The 16,713-nt window shown below is 37.6% G+C and carries 14 protein-coding genes and 1 tRNA gene; 8 read left to right on the top strand and 7 right to left on the bottom strand.

What is annotated here, in order from left to right; all coding sequences use genetic code 11:
- The first annotated feature begins 20 nt into the window (after positions 1-20).
- A complete protein-coding gene (gene prfA / locus EV07_RS08100; protein ID WP_036919301.1) occupies positions 21-1,118 on the top strand; it encodes a peptide chain release factor 1 in 1,098 nt (365 codons plus the stop codon).
- A gap of 9 nt (positions 1,119-1,127) precedes the next feature.
- On the opposite strand, the gene EV07_RS08095 is transcribed toward prfA, so the two are convergent.
- The gene (locus EV07_RS08095) at positions 1,128-1,625 is read right to left on the bottom strand and encodes an HNH endonuclease (RefSeq protein ID WP_036919300.1); all 498 of its coding nucleotides are present in this window, start codon (positions 1,623-1,625) and stop codon (positions 1,128-1,130) included.
- A gap of 74 nt (positions 1,626-1,699) precedes the next feature.
- Between EV07_RS08095 and alr the strand changes: the two genes are divergently transcribed.
- The 4 genes from alr to EV07_RS08075 all read left to right on the top strand — a co-directional run bounded on the left by alr (position 1,700) and on the right by EV07_RS08075 (position 5,539).
- Complete coding sequence (gene alr, locus EV07_RS08090) at positions 1,700-2,845, top strand: alanine racemase (protein WP_036919297.1); 1,146 nt, start codon at positions 1,700-1,702, stop codon at positions 2,843-2,845.
- A 70-nt stretch (positions 2,846-2,915) separates the two neighbouring features.
- A tRNA-Ser gene (locus tag EV07_RS08085) sits at positions 2,916-3,004 on the top strand.
- A gap of 272 nt (positions 3,005-3,276) precedes the next feature.
- Positions 3,277-4,368, top strand: coding sequence for an adenine-specific methyltransferase EcoRI family protein (locus tag EV07_RS08080; RefSeq protein WP_036919296.1), 1,092 nt, complete (start codon positions 3,277-3,279; stop codon positions 4,366-4,368).
- A gap of 70 nt (positions 4,369-4,438) precedes the next feature.
- Positions 4,439-5,539 (top strand): GmrSD restriction endonuclease domain-containing protein, encoded by a 1,101-nt coding sequence (locus EV07_RS08075; RefSeq protein ID WP_036919293.1) that lies wholly within the window; start codon positions 4,439-4,441, stop codon positions 5,537-5,539.
- Between the two features lie 350 nt (positions 5,540-5,889).
- Here EV07_RS08075 and EV07_RS08070 read toward each other — a convergent pair whose 3' ends face one another.
- Positions 5,890-6,489, bottom strand: coding sequence for a photosystem I reaction center protein subunit XI (locus EV07_RS08070; RefSeq protein ID WP_036919291.1), 600 nt, complete (start codon positions 6,487-6,489; stop codon positions 5,890-5,892).
- Positions 6,490-6,537: 48 nt separating this feature from the next.
- Entirely contained in the window at positions 6,538-6,654 is a 117-nt protein-coding gene (locus tag EV07_RS09480; RefSeq protein ID WP_072013347.1) for a photosystem I reaction center subunit VIII, read from the bottom strand.
- Between the two features lie 126 nt (positions 6,655-6,780).
- Between EV07_RS09480 and EV07_RS08065 the strand changes: the two genes are divergently transcribed.
- The gene (locus EV07_RS08065) at positions 6,781-7,191 is read left to right on the top strand and encodes a HEAT repeat domain-containing protein (RefSeq protein WP_036919288.1); all 411 of its coding nucleotides are present in this window, start codon (positions 6,781-6,783) and stop codon (positions 7,189-7,191) included.
- A gap of 13 nt (positions 7,192-7,204) precedes the next feature.
- On the opposite strand, the gene EV07_RS08060 is transcribed toward EV07_RS08065, so the two are convergent.
- A complete protein-coding gene (locus EV07_RS08060) occupies positions 7,205-8,155 on the bottom strand; it encodes a glycosyltransferase family 2 protein (protein ID WP_036919285.1) in 951 nt (316 codons plus the stop codon).
- A 12-nt stretch (positions 8,156-8,167) separates the two neighbouring features.
- A complete protein-coding gene (locus EV07_RS08055; protein ID WP_036919779.1) occupies positions 8,168-8,932 on the bottom strand; it encodes a C40 family peptidase in 765 nt (254 codons plus the stop codon).
- An 18-nt stretch (positions 8,933-8,950) separates the two neighbouring features.
- On the opposite strand from EV07_RS08055, the gene EV07_RS08050 reads away from it, so the two are divergent.
- Complete coding sequence (locus tag EV07_RS08050) at positions 8,951-9,868, top strand: serine hydrolase (protein ID WP_036919282.1); 918 nt, start codon at positions 8,951-8,953, stop codon at positions 9,866-9,868.
- A 43-nt stretch (positions 9,869-9,911) separates the two neighbouring features.
- Here the strand turns inward: EV07_RS08050 and psaB are convergent, their stop codons facing one another.
- The gene (gene psaB, locus EV07_RS08045) at positions 9,912-12,140 is read right to left on the bottom strand and encodes a photosystem I core protein PsaB (protein ID WP_036919280.1); all 2,229 of its coding nucleotides are present in this window, start codon (positions 12,138-12,140) and stop codon (positions 9,912-9,914) included.
- A 22-nt stretch (positions 12,141-12,162) separates the two neighbouring features.
- On the bottom strand, positions 12,163-14,484 hold the full coding sequence (gene psaA, locus EV07_RS08040; protein WP_036919278.1) for a photosystem I core protein PsaA: 2,322 nt from the start codon (positions 14,482-14,484) through the stop codon (positions 12,163-12,165).
- A gap of 373 nt (positions 14,485-14,857) precedes the next feature.
- Here psaA and cobJ point away from each other — a divergent pair, with 373 nt between their 5' ends.
- The gene (gene cobJ / locus EV07_RS08035; RefSeq protein ID WP_342626393.1) at positions 14,858-16,675 is read left to right on the top strand and encodes a precorrin-3B C(17)-methyltransferase; all 1,818 of its coding nucleotides are present in this window, start codon (positions 14,858-14,860) and stop codon (positions 16,673-16,675) included.
- Positions 16,676-16,713 lie beyond the last annotated feature (38 nt).

Genomic DNA, 16,713 nt, shown 5'->3' with positions numbered 1-16,713 from the left:
AGATCTGAGTTGATGTGGTTATGGACACTTCAACACTGAAAGCAAGGCTAGAAACAGCTAGTGAGAGTTTTAGGAATTTGGAATTGCAGTTGGCTGATCCTGATGTGGCTTCAGACCCAAAACGTTTGGAAATTATTGCAAGAGAGAGATCTCGTTTAGAACCTTTGGTTTTAGATTATCAAAAACTTCAATCTATAGGTATTGAGTACTTAGAAGCAAAACAGCTATTACGTGAAAGTAAGTCTGACAAGGAAATGGAGGCTTTAGCTCAAGAAGAGTTGAAGCATCTTGAATGTCTTGAGAAAGATTTGGTTCATCGTTTAACTTTAGCTCTTTTGCCTAAAGATCCAAGAGATGAAAGAAGTGTGATGTTGGAAATTCGAGCTGGGGCTGGAGGAGATGAAGCATGTATTTGGGCAGGTGATTTGGCAAGAATGTATGAGCGTTATGGTTTGAAAGTTGGTTGGTCTGTTAAACCAATGAGTTCAACAGAGGCTGATCTGGGAGGATTCCGAGAGTTAATTATTTCTGTAAAAGGTAAAGCAGTATTTAGCCAATTGAAATTTGAAGCTGGGGTCCATCGGGTACAGCGAGTCCCCGCAACAGAATCTCAAGGAAGAGTTCACACTTCTACAGCGACAGTTGCTGTAATGCCAGAAGCTGATCCAGTAGAAGTAAAATTGGACCCCACTGATTTAGAAATCAGTACTGCAAGGTCTGGGGGTGCAGGTGGTCAAAATGTCAATAAAGTTGAAACTGCAGTTGATTTATTACACAAACCAACTGGTATAAGGGTTTTCTGTACTCAAGAACGTTCTCAATTGCAAAATAGAGAACGTGCCTTGGAAATTTTAAGGGCTAAATTACTTGAAAGAGAAATTGAAGAAGCTAATGCTAAAGAACGATCAGCAAGATTAGCTCAAGTTGGCACAGGTGATAGAAGTGAAAAAATACGGACATATAATTACAAGGACAATAGGACCACTGATCATCGTTTAGGTATCAATTTCCCTTTAGAGAATGTTCTTGAAGGACAATTGGATGATGTGATTGGGGCTTGTATTGCAGAAGAACAAAGACTGAAATTGGAAGAATTAGGAAAGCAACAAGAAGATTAGCCATATAGTTCATCCAATTACGTATTTACTCCATTCTTTATGCTGGCCTGAGTTTATTTGTTTTGTAGCTTCAAGACCGATTGAATTTAATGGTTTATGTGGTTTTTTCCTTAATGGCATATTAGCTTCTTGAATAGTCCTATTGCCTTTTTTTATATTGCATGAAATACAAGCTATAGCAACATTTTCCCAAACATCTTGACCACCTCTGCTGCGAGGAATTACATGATCAATTGATAATTTTGGGCCAGTATAACCGCAGTATTGGCAGGAATTATGGTCCCTTTGAATAAGGTTTTTTTTATTAAGTGCTAATTCCCTATAAGGAACTTTAACAAAGTATCTAAGACGAATAACAGTTGGCAGCCTTATATCATTTCTAATTTTATGATTTGAGTCTTCTTCTAAACTTTCAGCTTTACCCTTTAGCATCAGGACAGTGGCTCTGCGCCAACTTGTAATGTTTAGAGGTTCATAGGATGCATTTAGAACTAGAACCTGGCTCATGCCAGCTATTTAATTAACATCATCTTAGTTATACCAAAAATGCTTCTTTAAATTTGTTTTATGCTTTTAGTTCTATGCCTTTAGAAAAGATTGATCCTCGTCAACGTGCTTGGGTAGAAGTTTTTCCTAAAGCAATTAAGGCTAATAGTCTTGCAATTAAGGCTCTTCTTAAAGACAATTGTCTTCTTATGGCTGTTGTTAAAGCGGATGGATATGGTCACGGTTCAGAAACAGTAGCCGATGCAGCCTTGGCCGGTGGTGCGGATAATTTAGGAGTGGCCACTTTGCAGGAAGCACTTGACCTTAGGAAAGCTGGCATTAATTGCCAAATTCTTATACTTGGAAATCTTATTAGCTCTGAAGAATTAGCTAGTTGCCTTTATTGGGATTTAACCCCTACTATCTGTAGTGCTAGGGAGGCAAAGTTATGTCAGCAATTAGCTCAGATAGAAGGAAAAATTTTTAGTGTTCATTTAAAAGTTGATACAGGCATGACGCGTTTGGGTTGTGATGTGGAAGATGCTTTTGATCTCATTGATTTAATTGATAAACTTCCAAATCTTTTATTAAAAGGAATTTATAGCCATCTTGCTTTGGCGGATATGGAGCTTAATGATAAAGCTGAAACCTTTACTTCTAAACAGAAAGAAAAATTTCAAACTTTATTGTCAAAATTAAAAGCTCGAAAAACAACCCTTTGTACACACCTCGCAAATTCAGCAGGAACATTTAGAGATCAGAAATTGCATTTTGATATGGTTAGGGTTGGTTTGGCTTTGTATGGTTATAGTCCTTTCCAAAAATTAAAAAAGATTTGTCCTTTAGAGCCTGCTTTAGCTGTAAGAGCGAGAGTTACTTTTGTTCGGGATGTACCATCTCGAGTTGGGGTTAGTTATGGTCATGATTTTGTCACTGAGAGGAATAGTCGCCTTGCTGTTGTAGGAATAGGTTATGCAGATGGTATTAATCGAGCTTTGTCTGGAAAGATATCTGTTCTAATTAATGGAGATTTTTATCCACAAGTTGGTTCTATTACTATGGATCAATTAGTAATAGATATTACAGGTAATTTTGATATTGAAGTAGGAGATGTTGTCACTTTACTTGGTGTTGATGGAAATTGTTCTATAACTCCATATCAATGGAGTGAAGTGTCGGGATCTATTCCTTGGGAAATTTTGTGTGGTTTTAAATATCGTTTGCCTAGAGTCGTAATTTGATATTTCTGAAGAATCCAGATATTTCCTTTGGATATTGAGTATGCCTTGATAAGGTAATAATGCTACTTCTGGAGAGGTGGCTGAGTGGTTGAAAGCGGCTCCCTGCTAAGGAGTTACAGGAGGCAACTCCTGTCGAGGGTTCGAATCCCTCCCTCTCCGTTTTTACTTTGGTTCAGAAGAGTTCATTCAAGTCCAAAAAACTGAGATTCACTGCTATGACTTAATAGAGGTTATCTGTTTGATTCCTGTGAATTCATGCTAGTTCACTTGTGTGTTGTTGGGAAAAACCCATTTTCAACAATTGAGAGGTTCTTTCCAGTTCACATGGGGTCAGTGTGATTCAAGTGAAAGTTCTCCCTCTCCATTTTATTGTGAATTTGTAGACTAAAGAAATATTTACCAATATAATTATTAATATTAATTTCTTTAGAATGCCACAAGGAAACTTAAGTTTATCTGAGGCAAGAGAGAATAAAAAAGATGAATTCTATACTCAACTTAGTGACATTGAAAAAGAATTAAAATACTATCAACATCATTTTCTTAATAAGGTAGTTTATTGTAATTGTGACGATCCAAGATCTAGTCAGTTTTTTCATTATTTTTCATATAATTTTGAAAAATTGGGATTAAAAAAATTAATTACTAGTTGCTATAAGAATCAAGACATAGACTTATTTAGTCAACATAACTCTATAAAATCTATATATTTAGAATATGAAGGTGATAAGAATAAAAATAAAGTTCCAGATCTAGAAGAAATTCAAATAAAAGAGTTTAAAGGTAATGGTGATTTTAGAAATCAGGAAAATATTGAAATTCTAAAGTCATGCGATATTGTTGTGACAAATCCTCCTTTTTCATTATTTAGGGAATATATTTCACAATTAGAAGAATATAAGAAAAAATATCTCGTAATTGGAAATATAAATGCTACATCATATAAAGAAATTTTTAGACTTATAAGAGATAATAAAATATGGCTTGGACCTAGTATTAGAAGTGGCGATAGAGAATTTGGTGTCCCTGATGATTATCCTTTAAAGGCAGCAAGCTCAAGGACTGATTCTAAAGGTAAAAAATATATAAGAATTAAAGGGGTTAGATGGTTTACTAATATGGATTATAAAGAACGTTATAATGATATTATACTCTATAAAAAATATAATCCATTTGAATATCCAAGTTATGATAACCATAATGCTATTGAGGTTAATAAGACTAAAGATATACCCATAGATTATGATGGAATGATGGGTGTTCCTTTGACTTTTCTTGATAAATATAATCCCGAACAATTCCAGATTATTGGGACTACTCAAAGTTGGGATGGCTTAGCATCTAAAGTTTATCCAACTCAAATACAAGTTAATTCAAGTGGTCAAAGATCAAGGGTTAAAAAATTAAACGATGGAGCGGCTATCAAGGTTGAATTACCACCTTCTAATAAAACATTTTATATAGTTGATAATCAATATTATATTAAATGTTATGCAAGAATCCTAGTTAAAAAAATGAAGTGAATAAAATATGTTAAGGAGTTAAAATTAAATAAGATGATATTGCTTACTATGCTCTTGATATAATCATGATATGGAAATTCAACTTCATGAAATAACTATAAGGCAACTTTCTGAAGGCTATGTTGATAATCTGGAGGAGGGAGTATTTGCTTATAGTGGTCATTTAAATATACGTCCTCCATATCAAAGAGAATTTATATATAAGGATGCTCAAAGGGATGCAGTTATTGACACAGTAAGTAAAAATTATCCCTTGAATGTTATGTATTGGGCTAAAAGATCAGATGGTGATTTTGAGATTATTGATGGCCAGCAAAGGACAATATCAATTTGTAGATATGTTGAAGGCGATTTCTCTGTAAAGCTAGGAAATATCAATGCTCTAAGAGCTTTCCATAATTTGCAGGATGATGAGCAAGATCGAATTTTAAATTATCAACTTATGATTTATATCTGTAGCGGTACTGATAGTGAAAAATTGGAATGGTTTAAGACAATTAATATTGCAGGAGAAAAGCTTGCTGACCAGGAATTAAGAAATGCTGTATATTCTGGCCCTTGGGTTACTGATGCTAAAAAATATTTCAGTAGGAATAATTGTCCTGCCTATGGTTATGGAAAAGATTATATGAATGGATCACCTATTCGACAAGATTATTTAGAAGCGATCATTAAATGGAAGAGCAAAAATAATATTGAATATTTTATGGCTTGTAATCAAAAGAATAAAAGTGCTGAAGAATTGTGGATTTATTTCCAAAAGATAATTGATTGGCTAAGGAAAACATTTCCCGTTTATCGAAAGGAAATGAAAGGGATTGAATGGGGTGAATTATTTAACTCTTTTAGTGAACAGCAATTATCTGCAGATAAATTAGAAGAAGAAATTCTTGACTTAATGCAAGATGAAGATGTTACTAATAAGAAAGGTATTTATTATTATGTTTTAAAGCGAAAAGAAAAATTCCTTAATATAAGATCTTTTACCCAAAAACAAAAGAGAGAGGCTTATGAAAGACAAAGTGGTCACTGCAAATACTGTGGAAAAGTTTTTGATATAGATGGAATGGAATGTGATCACATCACCCCTTGGCATTTAGGAGGGCAAACAACATCAGATAATTGCCAGTTGCTTTGTAGAGAAGATAATAGAAGGAAGTCTGGCAAATAAATTTTAGAAACTTTCTGTGTTATGTGATTTTTGCACGAAGATTATTAAGTCCTGATAAATTTACTGATTCATTTGATAGCTTTATTTGTCTGTAGTTTTATTTTGGTTTTTAAGTAATTAGGATTTTTTGAATTATTAGCGTTAGGAATACGCCTTTAAAAAAAACCAGCCAAAGCAAACCATAATCGCTAAGACCAAGTTTCTTTTGGTACCAATCAATAAATTGTTTGTGTTTTTCAATAGCTTTCATTAACTTTTTAAGTTGCAAAGTGCATTTATCAATAGAAAAACCTCTTATGAAAATGACAAAAGCATTTTCATAAGAGGTTCTTCTGAGAGTATTCTTTAAATCAACCTGCTGCCCAAACTCCTCTCACAATGGGCATAATTGTATCTAGATGAAGGGTGCCACACAGCAACCATGCAAAAACTGCTCCACCACATCCACCTAACCAGAAACCACTTGTGAAATCCGCCCAACCACTTCTTGTAAATAAATCATTAGGTGGACTTTCAATTGTTGCGTCAGCTGGCTGAACATTAGGAGCTTTCCCTGGCGCGTTATATAAAACAAGTAAAGCAGTTAATATATGAACTGCTCCAATGGTTGCTAGCAATCCTGCAGTAAGTGCAAAATCACTTGTTCTTAGAGGCCCAGTCATTGCATAAGGGCCATATAGCAAGTATCCAAAAGCGGCACCTACTTCAAGCCCACGGAAATTTGGTGAGAGGCCAGCTCGATAAAAAGGAAGATTACTAATAAATGCTTTTGTGAAATAACCAGAATTGACTGGTGTTTGCAAGTCTCCAACACATGGATCGGAAACTGGGTTCACAGCCCATTGATCGACAATACCTATGTCATCAGGTCTAATTGAGCTGTCAACATACTTTTCATTGAATTTGACAGGTTCAGCTGACTTAAGGAAAGGGTCTTGGAATTCAGTCATGGGCGTATTAGAGAACTATGTTGACTTAGAGGGTAAACAAAAAGTGTTTTAATCGGTCGCTGTAATGTATCGACCAATGAGAACAATAAAAACTGCTGGTGTTATAAGCCCAATGAGAGGCACGAAAACAGCAGGAAGCCAGGTCGCGGCAAATTCGCTTGACATTGCATTTACCAAAAGATCCACCATTACTGTATAGAGTTAATGTGTATTAGATACGTAAAGCCCCCATTGGTGACATAAAAGTTCAATCCAATACGAATCAATGACACATCTATCACTTCTTTTCAAATGAATCAAATTTTTTCGGCTGGCGCTGCTTTACTGCTTATAGGAACACTTTGGGCGTTCGGTAAAAAGCCGAAGAAGCTTGTAAACAATGAGTTTTCGCAATATCTTCCAGTTAATTATCCATCTTTAGTTCTGTCTAAAGATGGAGCAGAAGATCAAGAATTTGATCTGAATCCAATTCATTTTCATTCCCCAATTAGTTTGAAAGAAAAATTAAGTCTTCGAGAAAAATTAAAAAACTTGATTTCCTCTGGACCTGATGAAAGATTAATGGCAGTTTCAATTGCAGAGCAATGGGGAGATTTGTCAACACTTCCTATCTTACGGAGAGGCTTAAGGGATTTTGATAGTCGTGTAGTTGTTAAAGCAGCTGAAGCTATTTCGCGATTTAAAGGTCGCGCAGAAATATAAAAAGATAATTTAACTAACTCTTTAATGTTTTTCTGATTCTATAAATAGGCCTGCCTTGACTTTCGTGATAAGTGCGAATTTGCAATTCCCCTAGCAGACCAAAACAGAAAAGTTGTACACCTGCAACTCCAAGTATTAAAGCAAATGTCAGAAGAGGACGAGTGCCAATATCTTCTCCTAAAGCCTTTAGGATTAAAAGATAGAAACTCGTCAATAAACTACTTAATATTGCAATAATTCCACCAAAACCAAAAACATACATTGGCCTTGTGAGGAATCTATTCAAAAACCAAATTGTTAATAGGTCCATCATTACTCTAAAAGTTCGATCAATCCCATACTTGCTCTTGCCATATATGCGTGATCTGTGGTTAACCTTAATCTCAGTAATCCTTCCACCTTCTATATTTGCTAAAACAGGTAAAAACCGATGAAGCTCTCCATATAATTTCATATCTGAAAGGACTTCTCGACGATACGCTTTTAGTGAACACCCATAATCATTAAGACTAACTCCTGTCACTTTCCCTATAAGCTTATTGGCAATTTTAGAAGGAATCTTCCTTCTGATTTGTGAATCTTTGCGATCATATCTCCATCCACTTACTAAGTCAAACCCTTCTCTTAGTTTACTTATAAGTATAGGTATGTCTGCAGGATCATTCTGAAGATCACCATCAATGCTAACAATAATCTCACCGCTTGATACATCAAAGCCTGCTGCCATTGCAGCAGTTTGACCATAGTTTTTTCTTAAGAAAATACATATTAGTTCAGAAGTCTCTTTTACAAGTTTTGATAACACTTCGGAACTATTATCATTAGAGCCATCATTTACTAAAATTATTTCAAATTTCTCATTAGTTGTACGCATTGCAATTAAAACTTCCTTCACAAGCTGAGGAAGACTTTCCTCTTCGTTGTAAATCGGAATGACGATAGATATGTCAACTTGATTATTCATTTAACAATAGATTTATTGCACAATTGAGGATATCGACTTCTCATTATAACAAGATTCAATTCTTCCTGCTCCTCTTAGCATTGAAGAATAATAGGAAGAAATTGAGTTATTTCGATTAGGTTTTAAGTTGTCAATACCAATTCCATTCCTGCCATTCTTAGTTCCTGAGCTATGCCAATAATCTCCATTGCCTTTATACATGCCAACATGGGTGCATTTTTTTGAATTACCAAAAAATACTAAATCACCAGCTGATATGCCATTTAAAGTATTTATATCAAACTGTATTTTTGTACAAAACTCCTCTTGTTGATATGCATCTCGAGGTATCCAAATACCTTCCTTCGAGAAAGCATATTGAATCAACCCAGAACAGTCAAAATTAGGACCTAGAGTTCCTCCCCATAGGTAATCATTAGGACATTTGGAGGCCTCTTCTATCCATCCTAGGACTTTCGGTAATTTCTTTTTTATTTGAATTTTTTTGTGGAGAATAGGTTTCCAGTACTGAATTCTTTGAACATGATTGGTAATTTCCTTTAAGTTAAACCAACAAATATATCCATCTTCTAAAAGACGAACTTTGATTCTTCGATGTTTTAATGAATTCAATTCGATGCTTGGATTTTCTATAATTAGGAAAAATCGACCAGAAATAACTTCCGTAGCAAGTTCATTGCTCTTTATATTTTTATACCCATTAATATTGGTGTTGAGTAACCAGATACTTCCTGCGCCTAGAGTTTCTTGTTTATGAGTTATTTTTGGTTCAGGCATTGATTTAGTAACCATAAGATGAGCTTTTACCTGCATGACCCTGCAATGGGAGTGTTCTTAAGAACATTAATTGAGAAATTTTCGAAAGATTCTCGAGCGGGCCTTCAAAGGAATATAGCTATAACTTGGATTTGCTATGAAGGCTCTAATTCAAATTCATGGAACAGTGGCATTGGAGCAGGATGGTTAGAAGAAACGCTCTTTTATCCAGCCAGTGTAGTGAAGTTGTTCTATGGTTGTGCAATTGAGACTTGGTTACATAAAGATTTACTGGTTGACTGTTCAGAGATTCGTAGAGCTATGGCGGAAATGATTGTTCATTCAAGTAATGATGCTACTGGATATCTTGTAGATCTTCTTACAGCCACAACGAGTGGTCCTGCTTTAAATGGAAAAAATTGGGAGGTTTGGAAAAAGCAAAGAAATTGGATTAATGATTGGTTAAATAGCTTTGATTGGGAGGAGTTTTGCTCTATTAACTGTTGCCAAAAGACCTGGAATGATGGCCCATTTGGTCGTGAAAAAGACTTTTATGGAAAAAGTCTTCAGAATCGAAATGCTTTGAGTACCATTGCCACGGCAAGGCTATTAGAATCCATAATGAATGATTCTTTGTTGACAGCAAAAAGTACGAAGGATTTAAAAAAACTTCTCTTTCGGTCTTTAGATTTAGTAGAAAGGAAGGCAGATTCAGATAATCAAGTAGATGGTTTCCTTGGGGAAGGATTACCTATAGGCACAAAGTTATGGAGTAAAGCAGGTTTAATGAGTGAAGCGCGTAATGATGCTGCTTGCTTCATTACGCCAAATAATATAAAAATGCTATTAATAGTTTTTACTCAAGGTCAAAAGTTGGCAAATGATGTTTCTTTATTGCCTGCAATTGCTGCTGAATTAAGCAAGTGGAAATCTAAAGAAAAAACCCTGTCACCTTAGATGACAGGGTTTTACCTTTCCTTGTTAACTCTAATTTACAGAATTATCCAAATTTACCTGAAGTAGAGGCGATAACAAATGCACCAAAGGTTACAAAGTTCCCCACAGTGAAATGCGTTAACCCAACAAGTCTGGCTTGAACAATTGATAAGGCTACAGGCTTGTCTCTCCAGCCAACAAGGTTGGCTATTGGAGTGCGTTGATGAGCCCAAACTAGAGTTTCAATGAGTTCTTGCCAGTATCCTCTCCATGAAATTAAGAACATGAAGCCTGTTGCCCAGATTAAATGGCCAAAGAGGAACATCCATGCCCAAGGGGATAGAGCATTAACACCAAATGGGTTGTACCCATTAATCAATTGAGAGCTGTTCAGCCACAGATAATCTCTGAACCATCCCATAAGGTATGTTCCAGATTCATTGAACTGAGCAACATTTCCTTGCCAGATTGTTAGATGTTTCCAGTGCCAATAGAAAGTGATCCAAGCAATTGTATTAAGTGCCCAGAACATTGCAAGGTAAGTTGCGTCCCAAGCTGAACTATCACAAGTACCACCTCTACCTGGACCATCACATGGGAATGCATAACCAAAATCTTTCTTATCTGGAATTAGTTTGCTACCCCTAGCATCTAATGCTCCTTTGATAAGGATTAATGCAGTTGTGTGAAGACCTAAAGCGATGGCATGGTGGACCAAGAAATCTGCTGGACCTATAGGCAAGAAGTTAGTTAAAGCATCTTGTCTATTTATCATGTCCATCCAATAGTGATTACCAGGCATGCTATTAGCTGCCAATGTTGCCGAACTATTTGCATTTGCCAGAAGTGCATCAATGCCATACATCACTTTCCCACTAAAGGCTTGAATGGCCTGAGCAAAATATGGCTCAATAAGAATTTGCTTTTCCGGATTGCCAAAGGCAACTACAACATCGTTATGAACATAAAGACCAAGTGTATGGAAGCCCAGAAGCATGGTTACCCAGCTTAAATGGCTTATAAGTGCTTCTTTTGTTTCCAAAACCCTTGCTAGAACATTACCTTTGTTCAGTTCTGGGTCATAGTCTCTCACAAAGAATATTGCTCCATGAGAAAAGGCTCCCACCATCAAGAACATTGCTATGTATTGATGATGTGTGTACAGGGCAGATTGCGTTGTGTAATCCCTAGCTATGAATGCATAGGAAGGAAGTGCGCCCATGTGTTGAGCTACTAAGCTGCAAGCAGCACCTAAAGAAGCAAGAGCTAGGCCAAGTTGGAAATGAAGTGAGTTGTTTACAGTCTCAAAGATTCCATTGTGACTAATTCCAAAATGTCCTGTATGAGGATCGTTTGGATTACTTGTGTTATGGAATTCAGTAATTTCTTTAAGGCTATGGCCAATACCAAATGTATTTCTATACATATGGCCAGCAATGATAAACATCACACCGATAGCTAAATGATGATGAGCTATATCAGTTAGCCAGAGTGATTCACTTTGTGGGTGAAGGCCTCCTAGGAATGTGAATATTGCTGTTCCTGCTCCTTGTGATGTGCCAAATACAGCATCTAACGAATCAGGATTTTGAGCATATGCTCCCCAGTTTAATGAGAAGAATGGAGCTAATCCTTCTGGGTGAGGCAGGACACTTAGCCAGTTATCCCAGCCAACATGTTGGCCTCTGGATTCAGGTATAGCTACATGAACTAAGTGACCAGTCCAAGCAATACTACTAAAGCCAAATAAAACAGCAAGATGATGGTTTAATTGAGCCTCAGCATTCTTGAACCATGCTAAGGAAGGTCTGAACTTAGGCTGAAGATGTAGCCAGCCTGCGAACAATAACCAGCAAACAAGAATATTTAAGAAAATTGCACCCTGGAAAAGCTGCTCATTTGTCCGCATACCAATGGTGTACCACCAATGATAAAGACCTGAATAAGCAATATTTACAGGAGATGTTGCCCCAGCCTGAGTTAAGGCATCGGTAATACCTTGACCAAAGTGAGGGTCCCAAATTGCGTGAGCAATTGGGCGAATATGAAGTGGGTCAGTAACCCACTGTTCGAAGTTGCCTTGCCAAGCGATATGGAACAGGTTCCCAGCAACCCATAAGCCAATAACGGCTAAATGACCAAAGTGTGTAGCAAAAAGCTTCTGATAAAGCTGCTCTTCAGTCATTCCGTCATGACTTTCAAAATCATGAGCGGTAGCAATGCCGTACCAAATACGACGGGTTGTAGGGTCCTGTGCCAGACCCTGGCTGAACGATGGAAATTTCGTTGCCATTGAGGGAGAGGTTCAGGAAAGGTTAGCCGAGCCCAATAAGGCGGGCGTGGAAGAAAGCCCAGGTGGTAGCAATTCCACCTAGAAGGAAGTGAGCAACACCAACTGCACGACCCTGAGTGATTGAGAGAGCGCGTGGCTGAATAGTTGGTGCAACTTTTAACTTATTATGTGCCCAAATTATGGACTCAAAAAGTTCCTGCCAGTAGCCTCTGCCACTGAATAGGAACATTAAACTGAAGGCCCATACGAAATGAGCGCCTAGGAACATCAGGCCATACATGCTGATTGGTTGCCCATAGCTTGTTAAGACCTGTGATGACTGTGCCCAAAGGAAGTCACGAAGCCATCCATTAATGGTAATTGAACTTTGAGCAAAGTTTCCACCAGTAAGGCCCCATACATCACTCTGCATTTTCCATGAGAAATGGAAGATAACAACAGAAAGACTGTTGTACATCCAGAATAGGCCTAGGAATACATGGTCCCAAGAAGAAACCTGACAGGTGCCTCCTCTGCCTGGACCATCGCAAGGGAAACGGAAACCAAGTTGAGCTTTATCAGGAATTAGTCTTGAGCTTCTTGCATATAGAACACCCTTAAGAAGAATCAAAAGAGTTACATGAATAGTAAAAGCATGAACGTGATGGATCATCAAGTCGGCAGTTCCTAGTGGGATTGGTCCAATAGCAACTTTTCCACCAACTTCAACTACATTTCCATTGAAAACTTCGCTCAGGACACTTCCAGGTAAGTTACCTGCTCCTACAACATCGGCTGTACCTACAGCACTTTGTTGGAGATTTTGAACCCATTGAGCTAAGAAAGGCTGTAATTGAATACCTGTATCACTAAACATATCTTGAGGTCTTCCAAGTGCTCGCATTACATCGTTATGAATGTAAAGGCCAAAACTATGGAAACCAAGCCACATGCAAACCCAATTCAAGTGACTGATAATTGCATCTCTGGCTTTAAGTATTCGATCAAGAACATTATCTATATGTACTGCTGGATCATAATCTCTAATCATTGCAATGCCTGCATGAGCAGCTGCTCCACAAATAAACAGGCCACCAATCCACATGTGATGAGTGAATAATCCTAGAACCGTAGGATAGTCAATTGCGATATATGGATATGGGGGTAAAGCATACATGTGATGCGCAAGAACAATGCTTGCGGATCCAACCATTGCAAGGTTGATGCTTAATTGACCATGCCAGCTATTGCTAAGGAACTCAAAGATGCCTTGATGACCTTTTGGTGCAGGGAAAAGAATTGGATCACCTTTATGGACGTCCATAATCTCTTTCATGCTATGCCCAACACCATGAACATTGTTTCTCCACATATGTCCGCCAAAGATGGCAAATACTCCAAAGGCAAGATGGTGATGAGAGATATCTGTCATCCAAAGGCTTCCTGTAACAGGATTTAGACCACCTTTGTTGGTAAGAATATCGCTAAATGCCCACCAGTTAAGAGTGAAGAAGTTTTCTACTGTTCTTCCTGCAAGACTAGGGAAAATCTGACTTGCAACAGAAGGGTCACAAAGTCTTGGTGCAAGATTAGTTACGTCTGCAGCTGAAGCAATTGTTACTCCATCAACTACGAGAGGCGTTCCTGCATCAATTGCATCAAGCATTGCTGCAACAGGTGCACCAATATGAATTAGGTGTCCAGCCCATGCAATTGAACCTAAACCGATCAGAGCAATCTGATGGTGTTGAAGCATTGGTTCAATTTTTTGAAACCATTCAAGTTTCGGAGCAGCCTTATGGTAATGATAAATGCCTCCATGAAGCATTAAAGCAGCCATAATCACACCACCAATGGCTAAAGCCATTAGTTGCACTTCACTGGTAATGCCCCAAGCTCGCCACATTTGGAAAATCCCAGATGTGATTTGCAGACCGTGATAGTTGCCGCCTAGATCAGCATTAAGCATTTCTTGACCTACAACTGGCCAAACAACCTGAGCCCCAGGCTTTACGTGTGTAGGGTCAGCTAGCCAGCCGCTGTAGTTAGAGAATCGTGCACCATGAAAGAAAGCAGCACTCATCCAAATAAAGACAACTGCTAAATGTCCAAAGTGAGCAGAAAAGATCTTTCTACTTGTCTCTTCTAGATCACCTAGATGAGTGTCAAAATCGTGAGCGTCAGCGTGGAGGTTCCAAATCCATGTTGTGGTTTTGGGACCTTTAGAAAGCTTGGAAGACCAGAACCCAGGTTTGTTGAGTTTTTCGTAATCAATAGGTTGATGATCCCTATCGACAGGCTGGTCATAAGGGGTGGGTGCTTCCCCTTTTGCTTTATCCCCACGTTTTGGTGGGCTTATGGTCATCGAGATTCTTCCTCGAGGAATGGGTTCTAGGTGGCAGGCCACCTTATTTTCAACAAAGAAACAGAGTTGCCTCTATTTCATTATTGAGGAAAGGATCCCTATTAAAAGGATCTGATTTAGGAAGCATAGATCCGAGAGCCAGTTACTACGTATTCAAGTAACAAATGTTCTACCCACGTAATTTGTTTTTCTTGAGATTAAAATTTCTCAATGCCTTCTTCTTAATAAGCTAAATTTAGTGCTGAACTGGGTTTTGCTATGCAAGATTGTCACGATTGATGGAATTACTAAAATCTAGTTGTGAATAAAAAGTAATTTTTATATCAACGAGACATTCTCAAATTCTTTACAAACCAGGCAGATTTTTTCCTCATTGAAACCTAGCGACCGAATTGCTATTGGCTTTTCCTCTTCTTCTTATGACCTAATGAAGAGGCTTAAATCCCGTGGTCATGTAAAAACCCTTGCATTAACTCCAGGTGCTTCTTCCAAGCTCGATTTAGCTTCTGAAGAAGTCATAGTTGATAAACCAGAAAAAGTTTTTCGAAGATTTTGGAGTTCTAAAACGACTTTTGTTGTTATTGGTGCACTTGGAGCAGTAATTCGAATTATTGCTCCTTTATTAACTGATAAAGAAAGTGATCCTGCAGTTGTTGTCCTTGATGCAAAAGCACAAAATATAGTCCCTATATTGGGAGGACATAAGGGTGGGGCCGAAGAACTATCTTGTCAGTTGGCTCAAGACCTTGGAGGAAAGGCTGTTTTTACAGGGTTTTCTAGAACAGAGAAAGTTCTTGCTATTGATAGTTTTGGATATGCTTGGGGTTGGAAGCGAACAGGTGATAATGCAGATTGGAATGATGCAATGATTAGCTTAAGCAATGGAAGCAAAATAACTTTTGAGCAAACTGCAGGTTCGAATTTATGGAGCCTTTCTGAAGGGGCAGCTAAAGCATGTCAGTTTTTGAAAAATGGAAAACATTTTACGCAATCACCACTGATTAATATTTGTTCAGAAGAATTAGATAAATGTTGTTGGCATCCCGCTACTTTGTGGATTGGAATTGGTTGTGAAAGAAATACAAGTCAAAATCTTATAGAACGATCTATAAAAGAATCTTTGAATGAGGCTGGACTAGCCAAAGAGTCTATTGCTGGACTTGCAACTATTGATATTAAATCAGATGAGGCTTCTATAAGATACTTTCAGAAAAAGGAGTCTTTACCTCTACGTTTCTTTAGTGCTAAGGAACTTTTATTAATCGATGTTCCTAATCCTTCAGAGATAGTTCAAGCAGAAATAGGTACATCTTCTGTTGCAGAATCTGCATCAATTTTGGCTGCAGGAGAAAATGGAACTCTGAAATATGAGAAACATATTTACAGATCAGAAAAGGGTGAAAAAGGAGCTGTAACTATTGCAATTGCTCAATCAATGAAACCTTTCTCTCCTTCTAGAGGAGAGCTTCATTTGGTAGGAAGCGGACCTGGTGAACTAAGCTTTTTAACTCATGATTCTCGTTTTGCACTCTCGAGATGTGCAATATGGATTGGATATAAAAGATATTTGGACTTGCTTGAATCATTTAGGAGGTGTGATCAGGTTCGTATTGATAGTGATCTGACCAATGAGCGTGCAAGATGTTTGGAGGCATTAGAACTAGCTACTCAAGGCATAAGAGTAGCTCTAGTTTCTTCAGGAGATAGTGGAATTTATGGGATGGCTGGGTTGGCTTTGGAGCTTTGGTTGGAAAAGCCAAAATCGGATAGACCAGAATTCAAGGTTCATCCTGGTATTAGCTCCCTTCAGATGGCTGCAGCAAGAATCGGTGCTCCTTTGATGAATGATTTTTGTGCAATTAGTCTTAGTGATTGCTTAACTTCATGGGCAAAAATTCTAACTCGGATTCAATCTGCTTCCATATCTGATTTTGTCATTGCCTTCTATAACCCCAGGTCTAAAGATCGAGATTGGCAATTGAAAAAAGCGTTGGATGTCATTCTTGAAAGCAGAGCACCTTCTACCCCAGTTGTCTTTGCTCGGCAACTGGGTAGATCAGATGAAAAAATTGAAGTTCATACACTTGGCAATTTCCCTGTTGATAGAGTTGATATGCTTTCATTAATATTGGTTGGAAATACGACTAGTTTTTTTCAAGATGAATATGTAGTAACTCCTAGAGGGTATTAGCTTGATTAACAATTCACAAAAAGCTTTTCTTCAAAAAA

Source organism: Prochlorococcus sp. MIT 0603, from assembly GCF_000760215.1.
Taxonomy (GTDB): domain Bacteria; phylum Cyanobacteriota; class Cyanobacteriia; order PCC-6307; family Cyanobiaceae; genus Prochlorococcus_E.
This window is presented reverse-complemented; position numbering and strand designations above follow the sequence as displayed.